10 protein-coding genes are annotated in these 16275 nt (G+C 71.4%); 5 read left to right on the forward strand and 5 right to left on the reverse strand.

Annotation, left to right across the window (positions count from 1 at the left end):
- Positions 1-33 precede the first annotated feature (33 nt).
- Positions 34-4095, forward strand: a complete 4062-nt coding sequence (locus ISF28_RS01630) for a PAS domain S-box protein (protein ID WP_198115388.1) — start codon at positions 34-36, stop codon at positions 4093-4095.
- A gap of 9 nt (positions 4096-4104) precedes the next feature.
- Here the strand turns inward: ISF28_RS01630 and ISF28_RS01635 are convergent, their stop codons facing one another.
- Complete coding sequence (locus ISF28_RS01635; RefSeq protein ID WP_198115389.1) at positions 4105-4731, reverse strand: LysE family translocator; 627 nt, start codon at positions 4729-4731, stop codon at positions 4105-4107.
- Positions 4732-4850: 119 nt separating this feature from the next.
- On the opposite strand from ISF28_RS01635, the gene ISF28_RS01640 reads away from it, so the two are divergent.
- The 4 genes from ISF28_RS01640 to ISF28_RS01655 all read left to right on the forward strand — a co-directional run bounded on the left by ISF28_RS01640 (position 4851) and on the right by ISF28_RS01655 (position 11256).
- Positions 4851-5696, forward strand: a complete 846-nt coding sequence (locus ISF28_RS01640) for a metallophosphoesterase (RefSeq protein ID WP_229518801.1) — start codon at positions 4851-4853, stop codon at positions 5694-5696.
- A 250-nt stretch (positions 5697-5946) separates the two neighbouring features.
- Positions 5947-7353: a branched-chain amino acid transporter BcaP gene (gene bcaP / locus ISF28_RS01645; RefSeq protein WP_370663371.1), complete on the forward strand. Its 1407-nt coding sequence runs from the start codon at positions 5947-5949 to the stop codon at positions 7351-7353.
- Positions 7354-7464: 111 nt separating this feature from the next.
- On the forward strand, positions 7465-8922 hold the full coding sequence (locus ISF28_RS01650) for an iron-containing redox enzyme family protein (RefSeq protein ID WP_229518802.1): 1458 nt from the start codon (positions 7465-7467) through the stop codon (positions 8920-8922).
- A 57-nt stretch (positions 8923-8979) separates the two neighbouring features.
- Positions 8980-11256, forward strand: a complete 2277-nt coding sequence (locus ISF28_RS01655; protein ID WP_198115390.1) for a cyanophycin synthetase family protein — start codon at positions 8980-8982, stop codon at positions 11254-11256.
- A 14-nt stretch (positions 11257-11270) separates the two neighbouring features.
- Here the strand turns inward: ISF28_RS01655 and cphA are convergent, their stop codons facing one another.
- The 4 genes from cphA to ISF28_RS01675 form a co-directional block, all read right to left on the reverse strand.
- A complete protein-coding gene (gene cphA / locus ISF28_RS01660; protein WP_198115391.1) occupies positions 11271-13862 on the reverse strand; it encodes a cyanophycin synthetase in 2592 nt (863 codons plus the stop codon).
- A complete protein-coding gene (locus ISF28_RS01665; RefSeq protein WP_198115392.1) occupies positions 13859-14746 on the reverse strand; it encodes a cyanophycinase in 888 nt (295 codons plus the stop codon). The genes cphA and ISF28_RS01665 overlap by 4 nt, the downstream gene beginning before the upstream one ends.
- Positions 14743-15657 carry an isoaspartyl peptidase/L-asparaginase gene (locus ISF28_RS01670; RefSeq protein ID WP_198115393.1) on the reverse strand — a complete coding sequence of 305 codons (915 nt, stop codon included), beginning with the start codon at positions 15655-15657 and terminating at the stop codon, positions 14743-14745. Before ISF28_RS01670 ends, ISF28_RS01665 begins: the two co-directional genes overlap by 4 nt.
- Before the next feature lie 155 nt (positions 15658-15812).
- A complete protein-coding gene (locus tag ISF28_RS01675; protein WP_198115394.1) occupies positions 15813-16265 on the reverse strand; it encodes a DUF2244 domain-containing protein in 453 nt (150 codons plus the stop codon).
- Between the last annotated feature and the right edge of the window lie 10 nt (positions 16266-16275).

The following is a 16275-nucleotide window of genomic DNA, read 5'->3' on the forward strand; positions in this document are numbered from 1 at the left end:
ATCGGAACCGGCACGCGGCACATGACACGGAATATGGAACAGGACACGGCACGGCAGGCGCAACGGAACGCGGACGCGGACGCTCGTTGCGCCAGCGCGGCGGCGTACGCGGCATTGACGGCGTCGCTCTACGACGCGTTCTGCGTCGCCGCCGACGTGCGCACGGACGCCGCCGGCCGCTGCACCGGTTTCCGCTACCTGGACGCCAATCCCGCCTGCGTGGCCCTCACCGGGCGCGCGGCCGGCGCCGCCTGGTCGGCAGGCGACGCCGGACCGGAACGCGCGTGGTGCGACGCCGTCGGCCGCGTTGCGCGGGGCGGCGCGGGCGAGCGGTTCGAAAGCCGCCTGGCGGACGGCGCTTCCTGTTACGACGTGCACGTGTTTCCCGTTCCCGGCGGCTGTCCGGCCGGGGCGGTCGGGGTGCTGTGCCGCGACATCTCCGCGCGCAAGAAGGAAGAGGGGGCGCTGCGCGAAAGCCGCGAGCGCAAGGCGTTTCTGCTGCGCCTGATGGACAGCCTGCGCACGCTGGCCGATCCGCTCGCCATGCAATGCGCGGCGGCGCGCGTGCTGCGCGAGCATCTGCGCGCGGCCGCCGTCGTGTTCTGGGAGGCCCGCGGCGAGGGCGAATTCGCCGCGGCCGGCGCCGCCTGCGCGGACGGCGCGGCCCGGCACGCGGGTCGCTGCCGCATGGCCGATCATGACGCCGCGCCCGCCGCCGAACTGCGCCTGGGCCGCATCGTCGCCCGCACGGACGCCCGGGCCGACGCGCTGCTGAGCGACGCGCACCGCGCCGCGTTCGGCGTCGACGGCGAGCACGCCTGGGCCATCGTCCCGCTCGCGAAGGATGGGCGCCTGCTGGGCATGTTGTCGGTCCTGGCCGCGGGGCCGCACGCGTGGCGCCGGCGCGAGCTGCGGCTGATGCAGGCGGTGGCGGAGCGCACGTGGGCGGCCGTCGGGCGGGCCCGCGCCGAGGAGTCGCTGCTGCGCTCCGAACAGAAGTACCGGTCGCTGTTCGACGCCATCGACGAGGGGTTTGCCCTCATCGAAACGATCTTCGACGCGGCGGGCCGGTGCGTCGACTACCGCTTCCTGGAGGTGAACCGGGCGTTCGAGCGCCAGACGCGGCTCGCGGGCGTCACGGGCCGGCGCGCGCGCGAGCTCGTGCCGGACCTGGAGCAGGACGTGATCGACCGCTATGGCCGCGTCGCCGTCACGGGCGAACCGGAGCGTTTCGAATGCTGTATCGCGGGCATGGGCGGCGCCTGGTACACGGCGTACGCCGCGCGCGTCGGCGGCGCCGGCAGCCGCGAGGTCGCCGTCGTGTTCGACGACGTCACGCAGCGCAAGCGCGTGGAACGGGCCGCCGTCGCGCGCGCCGCGCGCCAGGCCTTCCTGCTCGAATTGAGCGACGCGCTGCGGCCGCTCGTCCAGCCCGACCGCGTGCTGGCCACGGCGAGCCGCCTGCTCGGGCGCCACCTGGGTGTGCAGCGCGTGGTGTTCGCCGAGTTCTCGCGCGTGGGCGTGGACGTGCGCACGGGCTGGGCCGATGGCCTGGCGCCGATGGATGGCTATTATCCGGCCGGCACCGGCCGGCCCACGGCGCTGTACGCGGCCAGGGGCGCGCGCCTGCTCGTGGTCCGCGATGCGGCCGATGCGCGCGAGCTGCCCGCCGCCGATCGCGCGGCCTGCGCGGGCGACGGCGTGGCCGCGCTGATCGGCGCCGGCATCGTGTACCACGACCAGCCGGTCGGCATGCTGGTCGTGCACGCGACGGCGCCGCGCGACTGGAGCGAGGACGACGTCACGCTGGTGCAGGAGGTGGCGGAGCGCACGTGGGCGATGGTGGAACGGGCGCGTGCCGACGCCGCGCGGCGCCTGGGCGAAACGCGCCTGCGCCGCATGCTCCGTATTCCCACAGTCGGCATCGTCCATTTCGATGCCGCCGGCGCCGTCGTGCAGGCCAACGACGCGTTCCTGGCCATCACCGGCTGCACGCGCGCGGCGCTGGAGACGGGCCTGCTGCGCTACGACGAATTCGCGCCGCCGGCGTGGCGCGACGGCGACGACGACAGCAGCCAGCCGTTCGAGTGCGCGTGGGTGCGGCCGGACGGGCGCCGCGTGTGGATCCTGTGCGCCGCCGCGCGGCTCGATGCGCGCACGATCGTCGAATTCGTCATCGACGTGACGGACCGGCGCGAAGCCCAGGAACAGCTGCGCGAGAGCGAGCTGCGCCACCGCGCGTTCAGCAGCCTCGTGCCGGTCATGATGTGGGAGACCGACGCCGACGGCCGGCACGTGACGCCGAACCAGCGCTGGCTGGAGTACACGGGCCAGTCCGTCGAGGACACCCGGCACGGCGGCTGGCTGGCGGCCATCCATCCGGGCGACCTGCCGGATGCGCGCCGCGCGTACGCCGACGCCGTCGCGGGCGGGCGGCAGCTGGAGCTGGAATACCGCGTGCGCGGCGCCGACGGCGGCTACCGCTGGTTCCTCGTGCGCCAGCGCCCCGTGCGCGACCCCGAAGGCACGATCCGCGCGTGGTACGGCGCGGCCATCGACATCGATGCGCGCCGCCAGGCCGAGGCCGCGCTGCAGGAAAGCGAAGGGCGCTTCCGCGCGCTGGCCGATGCGGCGCCGGCCTTGATCTGGCAATTCGGCGCGGACGGCCGGCTCGTCTACGTGAACCGGCGTTACGCGGAAGTGACGGGCGCCACGCTCGACCGCCTGCTCCCGGACGGCTGGCGCGCCGGCGTGCACCCGGACGACCTGCCGTACTTCCTGACCGCGTCCGGCGACGCCATTGACGACCGCGTGCCGTTCCACCTGCGCCTGCGGGTGCACGCCGCGGGCGGGGACTGGCGCTGGTTCGAGGTGCATTTCGCGCCGTGGTTCGCCCGCGACGGCGCGTACCGGGGCCACGTGGGCATCGGCATCGACATCTCGGACGGCGTGCAGGCGGAAGACGCGCTGCGCGAGGCGGACCGGCGCAAGGACGAATTCCTGGCCGTCCTCGCGCACGAGCTGCGCAACCCGCTGGCCCCGATCAGCAACGCCGTCGAGATGCTGCGCTGCGCGGACGGCAAGCGCAAGGCCGACCGCGTGATGGAGATGGCGAGCCGCCAGGTCAAGCACATCACGCGCCTGGTGGACGATCTGATGGAAGTGTCGCGCATCACCCGCGGCAAGATCGAGCTGGCGCGCCAGCCGGTGGCGCTCGCCGACATCCTCGCCGGCGCCGTCGAGACGAGCCGTCCGGCCCTGGACGGCGCCCGCCACGCGTTCGTCCAGCACCTGCCGGGCGAGCGCCTCGTGCTCGATGCCGACAAGGTGCGCCTCACGCAAGTCTTTTCCAACCTCTTGAACAACGCGGCCAAGTACACGGACCCCGGCGGCCGCATCGAGCTGTGCGTCCGGCGCGACGGCGGCCATGCGCTGGTGGCCGTGCGCGACAGCGGCATCGGCATCCCGCCCGACAAGCTGGGGCAGGTGTTCGGGATGTTCGCCCAGGTCGAGGAGGCGGGCGCGCGCAGCCAGGGCGGGCTCGGCATCGGCCTGGCGATGGTCCACAAGCTGGTCGAGATGCACGGCGGCAGCGTGCAGGCGAAGAGCGAAGGGCGGGGCCGGGGCAGCGAATTCGTCGTGCGCCTGCCGCTGCTGCCGGAATCCGCGCTCCCGGCGCAGGAGGCGCCGGCGGCGGGAGCGCGCGTCCTCGCGGGCATGCGCGTGCTCGTCGTGGACGACAACCGCGACGCGGCCGATTCGCTGTGCTTCCTGCTCGGATCGCTGGGCGTGGACGCCCATTGCGCCTACGGCGGCGAGGACGCGCTGCGCCGCGTGCCGCAACTGCGGCCGGACGCCGTCGTGCTGGACATCGGCATGCCGGGCATGGACGGCCACGCGGTGGCGCGCGTCCTGCGCGCCGACGCCCGCAACGACGGCGTGCGGCTGTTCGCGCTGACGGGCTGGGGCCAGGAGGGCGACCGCGAACGCACCCGCGCCAGCGGTTTCGACCACCATCTCACCAAGCCGGTCGACCTGGACGCGCTGCAGCACCTGCTGCTGGAAGGCGTGCGCGAGCGCCAGGCCGCGCGGTGAGGGCGCCCGTCAGCGGGCGACGATCAGGCGCAGGCCGAGGGCGATGAAGATGGTGCCGGCCGCGCGGTCGAGCCATTGTCCGGCCTTGGGACGGCGCGCGAGCCACTGGCCGATGGCGCCGGAAAAGAAGCCGAGCAGGCCGAACAGCACGATGGCCTGCAGGGTGAACGTGAGGCCCAGCAGCGCCGTCTGCAGATTGGCGTCGCCGCGCTGGGCGACGACGAATTGCGGCAGGAAGGACAGGAAGAACAGCGCGACTTTCGGATTGATCGCATTCGCCACGAGGCCCTTGACGAACAGCTTGCGGGCCGGGTCGGCGGACGCGCCGGCCGTGTCGATGCGGGCGCCGCCGCGGCTGCGGATGGCGTGCCAGCCCATCCAGGCCAGGTACAGGCCGCCGCACACCTTGAGCGTCGTGAACGCCAGCGGCGACGCCGCGATCAGGGCGGACACGCCGACGACGGCCAGCAGCGTGTGGCTCAGGCAGCCGAACGCGCAGCCGAGCCCGAACGCGACGCCCCGCGCCCGGCCTTTCGACACGCCCACGCTCAGCACCATCATGTTGTCCGGCCCCGGCGACAGGGTCAGCAGGATGGCGGCGGCGAGGAAGGCGAAGAATTGATCCGGTGTCAGCATGGCGGTTCCTGTTGGAAAAGCAATATTACCGTGGCCGGATCGATTGCACCAGTGCGTGAGCAAGGGCGACAGGGATGCGGGCTATCGTGTACAGTGCGATTTTTACAAGCTTTAACCGCATGTCCAGGCACAAGCACCAGCGTCCCATCCGCAACGCCACCGAACGTTTGCTGAACACCGTCCTGCGCACGGGCCGGCTGGCCGGCCTGAGCTACCGGCTGGGCGGCCTGGGCCGCGTCGGGGTCACGTACCAGGAGGTCGAGCTGGGGCCGGAGCGGCGCCTGGCCGAGCCGCTGCGCATCGGTTTCGCATCCGATTTCCACGCCGGGCCGACGACGCATCCCGCGCTGTTCGACGACCTGCTGGCCGCGATCCGCGCCGAGCGGCCGGACGTCCTGCTGCTGGGCGGCGACTACGTGTCGTTCGACGCCCACAACGTCGCCGGGCTGGCCGCCTTCCTCGCGGGCGCGCGGGCGCCGCTGGGCACGTATGCGGTGATCGGCAACCACGACATCTGGAACGGCCGCGCCGTCGTCGAGGACGCGTTGCGCGCGGGCGGCGTGGAGGTGCTCGTGAACCGCAGCGCCGCGTTGCCGCCGCCGTTCGGGCACGTCAGCGTGTGCGGGATCGACGATCCGTGGACGGGCGACCCGTCGGCCGGCGCCGCGTTCGCCGGCGCGGGGGCCGTGCGCATCTACCTGATGCATTCGCCGGACGGCCTGTTCCGGCTGGAGCGGCAGCGCTTCGACGTCGGCTTTGCCGGCCATACCCACGGCGGCCAGATCGCGCTGCCGGACGGCGCCCCGCTGTTCCGGCCCAGCGGCCCGTGTTCCCGCGAATTCACCTATGGCCGCTACGACCTGCCGGACAACGGCCCGCTGATCGTCAGCCGCGGCGTCGGCTGTTCCGGCATCCCGCTGCGGCTGAACGCCGATCCGGAACTCCTGATCTGCACCTTGCGCTAGGGTTTTTGCGGTTTCCCATGCGCCGCGCATGGAAATATTGAGTATTTCCTTTGATTCTAATTAACAGAATGGCGATAATGTCACGCCGCCAACTCGCTGACCGGCACTGTTTTTGCATGCCGGACGGCCAGGCAGGCCCGAGCCCAGGAGGAGACCGCCTCGAGCGAATGCAGGTGCAGGCCAACCGCCCGCCCACCGCGCGCACAATAATCAGGGACCGGGTTTTATCTACTATCGATTGGAGAAAGCAGTGAGTCTTTTCAGAACCAAGAATCTCGACAACATGGTCGCGGCCTCCCGTACCCCGGGCGGGCTGAAGAAAGTGCTGGGGCCAACCGACCTCATCCTCATGGGCATCGGGGCGATCGTCGGCACCGGTATCTTCGTGCTCACCGGCACCGGCGCCCTCACGGCCGGCCCGGCGCTGACCCTGTCGTTCATCGTCGCCGCCATCGCATGCGGCTTCGCGGCCATGTGCTACGCGGAATTCGCGTCGACGGTGCCGATCGCCGGTTCGATCTATACCTACAGCTATGCCGTCCTGGGCGAACTGGTCGCCTGGATGATCGGCTGGGACTTGCTGCTCGAGTACGGCCTGGCGACGTCGGCGGTGTCCGTCGGCTGGTCCGGCTACTTCCAGTCGCTGTTGAAAGGCTTCGGCATCGTCATCCCGCAGGCGTTGTCCGCCGCGCCGGGCGCGCTGCCGAACGTGCACACCATCATGAACCTGCCGGCGCTGTGCATCATGCTGGTGCTGACGGCGATGCTGTCGTGGGGCGTGCGCGAATCCGCCCGCGTCAACAACGTCATGGTCGCGATCAAGATCACCGTCGTCCTCCTGTTCATCTTCGTGGGCGTCAAGCACGTGACGCCGGCCAACTGGCATCCGTTCGCGCCGTTCGGCGCGTCCGGCGTCATGAGCGCCGCGGCCGTCGTGTTCTTCGCGTTCATCGGGTTCGACGCCGTGACGTCGGCCGCCGAAGAGGTCAAGCGTCCGGAACGCGACCTCCCGATCGGCATCATCGGTTCGCTGACGATCTGCACGATCCTGTACGTGATCGTGTCCGCCATCATGACCGGCATCGTCCCGTTCAGGCTGTTCGAAGGCAGCATCGACCACCCCGTGTCGCTGGCGCTGCAGTACGCCGGCGAAAACTGGTTCTCCGGCTGGATCGACCTGGGCGCCATCCTCGGCATGACCACCGTGATCCTCGTGATGGCCTATGGCCAGACCCGCATCATCTTCGCGATGTCGCGCGACGGCCTGCTGCCGCCGAAGCTGTCGACCGTGCACCCGAAGTTCGGCACGCCGTTCTTCGCCACCTGGATGGTCGGCATCGTGTTCGGCCTGATCGCCGCGTTCGTGCCGCTGAACGTGCTGGCGGAGCTCGTCAACATCGGCACGCTGGCCGCATTCTGCCTCGTGTCCATCGCCGTGATCGTCCTGCGCAAGAAGCGTCCCGACCTGAAGCGCGCGTTCCGCTGCCCGGGCGTGCCCGTCGTGCCGGCGATCGCCGTCGTATTCTGCCTGGCGCTGATGTGCTTCCTGTCCGCGATCACGTGGATGGCGTTCGGGATCTGGCTGGTGCTGGGCCTGATCGTCTACTTCGGCTATGCGCGGGCCCGTTCCGCGCTGAACGTGGCGGCGCAATCGTAATCGAACGACCTGTGTAATCCCTGTCCGACATTCCGGGGGGAAGCGTACCGATTACGCCGGCAACGCCGGGTCCGCATAATCTTTGGTACAACATTTACCAAAAGATTTGTTATGACCTCTATGTTTGTCGCCGCCAGCCAGGACCGCGCCATGGCGCGCGGCGGCCGGCCCGCCCGGGTGCCGGCCGCCAAGGATCTGTATCGTGCGCTGCTGGACGACGCGGCCGGCTGCCGCGACGCGGCGCCGGCCTTCCTGCGCGCGCAGGTCGCGCTGGCGCGCGCGGAACCGTGCGAACTGCCGGACGCCGTGTGGCAGTTGCAGGGCTGGATCCAGGGCCGCGCCGAGTCCGTCGGCATCGCGTACCGCGAATACCTCGCGGCGCGCAGGAACGGCGCCCCGCGCCGCTATTTCACGAACACCTCGCACGCGCTGTACTTCCTGAGGGGCGTCGCGCCGACGAAGCTCGTCGACGGCGCCTGGCTGTACGGCACCCTGGCGCGCTGGGACGACCCCGACTTCCACCCGCTGATCAAGACCTGTCTCGAAGAGCTGGGCGACGGCGTGCCGGACAAGAACCACGTCACCTTGTACCGCCGCCTGCTCGCGGCGCACGGCTGCGAGGACTGGGAGACGCTGCCCGAGGACCGCTTCGTCCAGGGCGCGATCCAGCTGGCGCTGGCCCATCACGGGGACGATTTCCTGCCCGAGCTGGTCGGCTACAACCTCGGCTACGAGCAGCTCCCGCTCCATCTATTGATCACGTCGTACGAATTGAACGAGCTGGGGATCGATCCGTATTACTTCACCTTGCACGTCACGGTGGACAATGCCGGCAGCGGCCACGCGCACAAGGCCGTGCGGGCGCTGTCCAACCTGATGGCGCGCGCGAGCGATCCGGCCGCGTTCTTCGCGCGCGTGCTGGACGGCTACCGCCTGAACGACCTGGGCGCATGCACGACGTCCGTCATCGGCGCGTTCGACCTGGAAGCGGAGCTCGTCGAGATCCTCGGCGCCAAGGCCGCCATCGGCAGGAATATGCATTCGGACTACTGCCGCGTGGCCGGCCGCACCGTCAACGACTGGCTGGCCGACCCGCGCCAGGTCCCCGCCTTCCTGGCGGCGCTGGAAGACGCGGGCTGGATCCGGCGCGGCGAGGACGTCGAACGGAGCCGCTTCTGGCGCTTGATCGAGGGCGAGCGCGCCGAGATGTTCGGCGTGTTTTCCGGCTACGAGCGGCAGGTGCTGCGCGACTGGAGCGTCACGCCGCGCGACGCGGCGGCGACGGCGCGCACGGGCCGGGTGCTCAGCCACCGGGCCCGCCAGCGCGCGCTCGACGGCGTCATGCGGCACGGCGCGCGCGGCGGCCATGCGGAACGGGGCCTGATCCGGCACCGTGCCGGGGACGCCAGGGGCGACCCGGCGCTGCACCGCCTGGAGGAACGCGTGGCCGCCACGCGCGGCAAGCGGGAGGCGATGGCCATGCTGGCGCCGCTGATGGCGCCGTCCGTGCATCATACGGCCATCGGCCTGATGGCCACGCGCATGTATTCGCAACTGCTCGACGCGTAAGAACGACCCTGGCGGCGCGGGCCCGCGCCGCGACGACAGGCAACACGAGGATATCCCGTGCAGATACTCGAACAACGCTTCCTGCGTGGACCCAACATCCATGCCGCCACCCCGTGCCTGCTGTCCGTGCTCGACCTGGACGACTTGTACGGCGTCTCCACCCGCGACCTCCCGCGCTTCAATGACGCGCTGCTCGACTTGCTGCCGTCGCTGGCCGACTATCTCGTGCCCACGGGCCAGCCGGGCGGCTTCGCGCAACGCCTGCGCGAAGGCACCTATCTCGCCCGCGTGATCGAGCACGTGACCCTGGGCCTGCAATGCCTGGCCGGCGCCCAGGTCGCGTTCGGGCGCACGCGGCCCGTGACCGGCGAGCCGGGCCAGTTCCGCATCGTCTGCGCCTACCAGCTGGAAAAGGTCGCCCAGCCGGCGTTCGCGCTGGCCGTGGACATCGTCGACGCGCTCGCGCACGACCAGCCGTTCGACGTGGCGCCGCGGCTGGACGATCTGCGCGCGCTGGCGGACCACTACGCCATCGACGCGAGCACGGCGGCCGTGCTGGCGGCCGCGCAGGAGCGGGGCGTCCCGGTGACGCGCATCACGGAAGACGCCAATCTGTTCCAGCTGGGCTGGGGCGTGAAGCAGAAGCGCATCCAGACCACGGTCACGGGCGACACGAGCACCATCGCCGTGCGCATCGCCGCCGACCGGCAGCTCACCCGGCAGCTCCTCCATGAGGCGGGCGTGCCCGTGCCGCAGGGCGAGCCGGTGGCCACGGTCGAAGGCGGCTGGCTCGACGGGGCGCACTGTCGCGTGCTCGTCGCCGGCGGCAAGGTCGCGGCGGCGGCGCTGCGCCGGACCGGGGACGGCGGCGGCGCCACGGTCGAAGACGTGACGGACCTGCTGCCGGCGTGCACGCGCCGCCTGTGCGTGCGCGCGGCCGCGAAGATCGGCCTGGACGTGGCGGGCATCGACATCGTCTGCCGCGACATCGCCGTACCGCTGCAGGAGCAGGGCGGCGCCGTCGTCGGCGTCGACGCGGCGCCCGACATCCGCCTGCACCGGCAGCCGGACGGCGGCCAGCCGCGCGACGTCGGCGACGCCATCGCGGCGAGCCTGATGGACGATTCCGACGGCCGCATTCCGATCATCGCCTGCACCGGCACGAACGGCAAGACGACGACCACCTTGCTGATGGCGCACACGGTGCGCCTGGCGGGGCGGGTCGCGGGCGTGACGTCCACGCACGGCGTCCACATCGCCGGCAAGGAAGTCACGAAGGGCGATTGCACGGGCTACTGGTCGGCGCGCACGGTGCTGGCGTCGCCGGACGTCGACTTCGCGGTGCTGGAGACGGCGCGCGGCGGCATCCTCAAGCGCGGCCTCGCGTTCGACCGCTGCGACGTCGGCATGGTGCTGAACGTGTCGGCCGACCACCTGGGCCTGGACGGCGTCGACACCATCGAGGACCTGGCGCAGGTGAAGGCCGTCGTACCGCTGGCGGCCAGCCGCGCCGCGGTGCTCAATGCCGAGGATCCGCTGTGCGTGGCGATGGCGCGCCGCGTCCATCCCGACGTGGAAGTCGTGTATTTCTCGATGGAGGCCGACAATCCCGTGCTGCTGCGCCACCTGGAAGAGGGCGGCCGCGCCGTCTACCTGCAGGACAATGCGATCGTCGTCGCCGACGCCACCTATCACCAGGAATTGCTGCGGGTCGAGGCGATGCCGATCGCGTTAGGCGGCCGGGCGCGCTACAACGTGGCCAACGGCCTCGCGGCGGCGGCCGGCCTGATGGCGGCGGGGTTCTCGAACCTGCAGATCGCGACGGGCCTGTCGACCTTCGTCAGCGACGGCAAGACGAACCCGCTGCGCACCAACGTGTTCGACGTGCGCGGGGTGACCGTGATCGTCGACTACGCGCACAATCCCGCGGCCTACGCGGCGCTGGCCGCGATGGCGCGCTCGCTGCTGCCGGGCCAGCTGGTGGGCATCGTCACGGCGCCCGGCGACCGGCGCGACGCCGACCTGCTCGATGTGGGGCGCGTGTGCGCCGGCCGCTTCGACGAGCTGGTCGTGTACGAATCGTCCAGCCGCGGCCGTCCCTACGGCGGCGCCGTCGACCTGATCCTGCGGGGCGCCGAGGACGTCGTCGGCAAGACGGACACGCTGCACCGCGAACCGGACGTGGGCGAGGCGATCCGCCTGGGGCTGTCGCTGTGCCGGCGCGGGGACGTGCTCGTGTTCGCGTGCGGCTCGTCGCTGGACGTGTTCGTGGAGGCGATCCGGCAGATGGATCCCGAGAGTGCCGCGTGGATCGCGGCGCAGGCGGGCGGCTGACGCGACCGCGGACCCTACACGGCTTGCGCCTCGATCCGGCTCGCCGTCGCGGGCGACGTCGGGCGGATCGCCTCGGTCAGTTCCGTGATCGACGACCCGCAGCCGAAGACCAGCACGTCGCCCGGTTCGCAACGCGCGAGGCCGGCGCGGATCGCCTCGTGCACGTCCAGTTCGACGCGCAGGTGGTCCACCTCGAACTTGCCGAGGCGCGCCCCGCGCACGAGCAGCGCCGCCACGTCGCCCGGCGCGCGGCCCCGGTTCGCCGTCTCGTACACGACCAGCTCGTCGAAACCGGCCGCGCACGTCTCGCCGATGGCGACGAGGTCGTCGTCGCGCCGGTCGCCCGGTGCCGCGACGACGCCCACGAGCCGGCCCGGCGTCAGCGCGCGCGCCGTCTCGGCCAGCGCGGCGTAGGCGGGCGCGTTGTGCCCGTAGTCGAAGATCACGGTCACGCCGTCCACGTCGAACACGTTCGTGCGCAGCGGATTGTGCTTCCAGTCGGAGACGAAGGTGCGCAGCCCGGCCGCGATCTCCGCGTTGCCGAACCCGGTCGCGGTGAGCGCGGCGGCCGCCGCCAGCGCGTTGGCGATGTTGTAGCGCGCGGCGCCCTGCAGCGTGCACGGCATCGCGCGCACGTCCACCAGCGCCTCGTGGCGCGCGCCGTTCGCCAGCACGATCATGTTGTCTTCCAGGTAGATGGCGCGGCCGCCGTTTTCCAGGTGGCGCAGCAGGATAGGGTTGTCGGCGTCCAGCGCGAAGTACAGGATCTCCACGTGTTGCCGTAGTTCCGCGCACATCGCGACGCAATGGTCGTCCTCCGCATTGAGCACGACCGCGCGGCGCGCCCGCCCGGCGATGACGCATTTCACACGCGCCAGCTCCTCCACGGTGTCGATGCCGTCCAGGCCCAGGTGGTCGGCCGACACGTTCAGCACGACGGCGACGTCGCAGTGGTCGAAGGCGAGGCCGCGCTCGAGGATGCCGCCGCGCGCCGTCTCCAGCACGGCGAAGTCGACGTCGGGCGCCGCGAGCACGGTGCGGGCGGAACGGTAGCCCGTGCAGTCGCCCTTGACGATGCGCTCGCCGTCGATGTACACGCCTTCCGTCGTCGTCACGCCCGTGCGCAGGCCCGCGAGGCGGGTCGCGTGGGCGATCAGGAGGCTGGTCGTCGTCTTGCCGTTCGTGCCCGTCACCGCGACGACGGGGATGCGGCCGTCGTCCGCGCCGAACAGCGCGTCGACGATGGCCGCGCCGGCGTCGCGCGGCGTGCCCCGGCTCGGGTACTGGTGCATGCGGATGCCCGGCGCCGCGTTGACTTCGATGATGCCGCCTTTCTGGTCGCGCAGCGGCCGGGCGATGTCTTCGCAGACGATGTCGATGCCGGCGACGTCCAGCCCGATCGTGCGCGCGGCACGGATGCAGATGTCGCGCGTTTCTTCCGGCAGCAGGTCCGTCACGTCTTCGGCGGTGCCGCCCGTCGACAGGTTGGCGTTGCCGCGCAGGTCGACCAGGCTGCCTTCCGGCGGCACCGCGTCGAGGTCGTAGCCCTGGCGCGCGAGCACCTGCAGCGCGAGGTCGTCCAGCGGGATCTTCGTGAGGATGTTGGCGTGGCCGTCGCCGCGCGCGGGGTTGCTGTTCTCGGTCTCGACGAGCGCGCGGACCGTGGATACGCCGTCGCCCGTCACGTGCGGCGGCCGCCGCCACGACGCCGCGGCCACCTTGCGGCCCGTGACGAGCACGCGGTAGTCGCGGCCCCGCAGGTGTTCCTCGACGATGACGTGGGACCCGTACTGGCGGGCGAAGTCGAACGCGCGCTCGACGTCCGCCGGTGTCGCGCATGCGACGGTGACGCCCTTGCCCTGGTTGGCGTCCAGCGGCTTCACGGTGACGGGGCCCTTGAGACGGCGCGCCGCGCGCAGCGCCTGTTCCAGCGTCGTCACGGTGGCGCCGGCGGGCACGGGTACGCCGGCCTGGTCGAGCAGGGTCTTCGTCAGCTGCTTGTCGCCGGCGATGCCGACCGCCACGTGGTTCGTCGCGCCCGTGATGGTCGCCTGCAGGCGCTTCTGGCGGCTGCCCCAGCCCAGCTGGAACAAGTTCGCTTCCTCGGTCAGGCGCAGGCTCGGGATGCCGCGCCGGTGCGCGGCCGCCAGCACGGCCGCCGTGCTCGTGCCGATGGCGTGGCGGCGGGCCGTCTCGCGCAGCTCGGCGAGCGCCGCGTCCAGGTCGAACGCCTCGTGGCGCGCGCATGCCGCGATCAATGCGGTGGCCGTGCGCAGGGCTTGCGCGGCCACCTGTTCGACCGTGTAGCCGCACACGACGCGCGCGCGCCGCGGGCGGGACGTGTCGAGCCGGGTCATGCTGAACGCGGCGGGCGCGCCGGCCAGGCGCTGCAGCTCCATCACGACGGGTTCGAGGGCTTCGTGCTCCGCCTGGCAGTCGGACAGCCGCGCCGCGCCTTCCGCGGACATGGCGGGCAACAGCGCGAGCAGACGGGCGCCGAGGCCGGCGGCGTCGTGCCCGCCTCCGATGTCGAGGACGGCCAGCAGGCAGGGCGTCGCGGCATACAGGTTCGGACCGCGCAGGAAGCGTTGTTCGGCGATGTTCATGAGATGGGATTCCGTTTCGTGATGTGTTCCAGGAATTCGAGCAGCGGGGGGGGAATGCGCGCCGCGTCGCCGCGGCCGGCGCCGGGCAACGTGTATTTGCTCCCGGCGGGCAGCAGGTGCAGGCGCACGTCGATCAGTTCCGGCGTCGCGTGGTCGGCGATCTCGGCGACGTTCGTCGACATGGTGCGGCCGTCGACGACGGTGACGGCGCCTTCGCCCAGCACCTCGATGCCGACGCCGCGCTCGACGACGAGCGCCGTGTCCTCGTCGATGCCGACGCCCTGCAGGTACGGGTTCTGGGCGACGACGGACAACAGCCGCGACAGGCGCTGGCGTTCCGAGAAGTGCTGGTCGATGACGATCTTGTGCAGGAAGCCCAGGCCCGCGCCCAGGCTCACGGAGCCCTTCTCGGGATGCAGTTCGGCGCGCCCCTGCGCCAGCATGTGGCCGGACATGGCCGACGCCCCCGCGCTCGTGCCGCCGATGCACGCACCGCGCAGCTTGAGGGCCGCGTGCATCGCCGTGTCGAGCAGCGTGCCGCCGATGAGGGCGAGCAGGCGTTTCTGGTCGCCGCCCGTCATGAAGATGCCGTCGGCGTCGCGCACGTCGCGGATGTGGTCCGCGTCGTTGGCGTCGCCGCGGCTGTGCAGATGCAGGTGCAAGTGGCGCGTGACGCCGAGGTCGGCGAACGCGCGGTCGTACGTCTCCCACATGTGGTCCGTGGCGGCGCTGGCGGCCGTGATGACGACGATCTTGGCGGCCGGGCCGCCGCACAGTTCGACGAAGCGCCTGAGGATCGTCATGTCGCGCTGCTTGTCTTCGCTGCCGCCGATGATCACGAGGTGGCCGTGGCTCGCCGCCACTTGTTCGCCCTGGGCGGTCATGGGGCGACGATCCGGGCGTGGGGCATGTCCTGGTTGCTGCGCGCGGCCGCTTCCGTGCGGCTCACGGCGATCAGGCCGATGGGCACCCTGGGGTCGAACAGGTCGACGCCGCGCTCGAGGGCGCGTTCGAGCGGCATGCCGTCCTCGATCCAGCCGTACACGGTGCGCGCCAGCAGGTGGCGCACGATCTGTTCGCCGATGCCGGTGGCGGCGACGGCGCCGGCCGGCCCGGCGTAGAAGCCGCTGCCGACGATCGGGGTGTCGCCCACGCGGCCCAGCAGCGACGGCGCCGAGCCGCCCGTGGACAGCGCCACGCCGACATGGCCGTCCGGGCCGCGCACGACGGCGCCGACCGTGTCGCAGGCTGCGTGCGCGGGCAGGTCGAGGGGCGTCTGGTAATTCCAGAAACGGAGGAACGCCTTCGCTTCCGGCGCGATCCCCGGCATCGCGGGCACGCTGCCGGCCAGCTCGCGCACGACTTTCTCGTGGGCCGCGCGCTGGTGGTCTGAAATCGTCGCGTGGGCCGGATGGCCGATGGCGGCGGCGAAGCGGCCGGCGCCTTCGCCCGCCAGCAGCCAGTGCGGCGTGTCCGCGACGGCCCGCGCCAGCAGAACGGGATTCCTGACGCCCTGCACGCAGGCGACGGCGCCGAGGCGGCCGCGGGTGTCCATGACGGCGGCGTCCATTTCGACCGTCGCGCCGTCCAGGCATAGCACGGACCCGCTGCCGGCATTGAAGCGGCCGTCGTCTTCCATCGAGACGACGGCGGCGTTGGCGGCGTCGAGCGCATCCGCGCTGACGGCCAGTTCCTCGACCGCCCGCCGCGCCGCGCGCTCGCAGCCGTCGTCGTACGCGCGCGGGCTCCCGGCGCCGCCGTGCACGACGATTGCATATCCTTGCGTCACGCTCATCTTTTTCTTTTCTCCTTGCAATACTTTTGCCCTGCGCGCATCAAGCCCGCGCGGCAAGGCAGATACCGCATTATGCAAAGCATAAATGAGGAGAAACATCGGTTCGCTGGCCGTGTGGCTGTCGGACGCGGCTTACACGGCTCAGTCAGGCATCGCTAGCGCATGACGGACACCCCGCGCAGCGCCTGCCGCAGCTCGCGCGCCACCTGGCGGCGCCGGGACTCGTCGACGAAACGGCCGATCTCGATCTTCACGCCGCGGGATTCCAGCTGGATGAGGGTGCGCGGACGCTCGTCCGGCACGACGACGCGGGTCCACAGCGGGTCGAGCCGGATCGATTCCCGCTTTTCGGCCTGCACGCAGGTGACCAGCAGGCCGGATTCGGACAGGGCGATGCGCTCGTGATCGGTCGCGTGGCGTGCATAGACGATGAGGGCGAGCCCGACGAGCGCCAGTTCGAGGAGGGAAAACCCGAGCACGAACCAGATGCCGTGGAACAGGAAGCCCACGGCGACGGCCAGCGAGCCGATGCACAGGATCGCGTAGGCGTGCGCGAGCTGGCGCGGGGACAGGGAGCAGTTGCGCCGCAATGTCCATTCGCGCGTCATGGCGGCCCTC

The sequence above is a fragment of the Massilia rhizosphaerae genome (assembly GCF_016093545.1).
Taxonomy (GTDB): Bacteria; Pseudomonadota; Gammaproteobacteria; order Burkholderiales; family Burkholderiaceae_D; genus Telluria; species Telluria rhizosphaerae.

Bases quoted from the DNA above. Each gene is read 5' to 3' on its own strand.
- ISF28_RS01630 (WP_198115388.1), top strand. From the start codon at position 34: ATGGAACAGGACACGGCACGGCAGGCGCAACGGAACGCGGACGCGGAC.
- ISF28_RS01635 (WP_198115389.1), bottom strand. From the start codon at position 4,731: ATGCTGACACCGGATCAATTCTTCGCCTTCCTCGCCGCCGCCATCCTG.
- ISF28_RS01640 (WP_229518801.1), top strand. From the start codon at position 4,851: ATGTCCAGGCACAAGCACCAGCGTCCCATCCGCAACGCCACCGAACGT.
- ISF28_RS01650 (WP_229518802.1), top strand. From the start codon at position 7,465: ATGACCTCTATGTTTGTCGCCGCCAGCCAGGACCGCGCCATGGCGCGC.
- cphA (WP_198115391.1), bottom strand. From the start codon at position 13,862: ATGAACATCGCCGAACAACGCTTCCTGCGCGGTCCGAACCTGTATGCC.
- ISF28_RS01665 (WP_198115392.1), bottom strand. From the start codon at position 14,746: ATGACCGCCCAGGGCGAACAAGTGGCGGCGAGCCACGGCCACCTCGTG.
- ISF28_RS01670 (WP_198115393.1), bottom strand. From the start codon at position 15,657: ATGAGCGTGACGCAAGGATATGCAATCGTCGTGCACGGCGGCGCCGGG.
- ISF28_RS01675 (WP_198115394.1), bottom strand. From the start codon at position 16,265: ATGACGCGCGAATGGACATTGCGGCGCAACTGCTCCCTGTCCCCGCGC.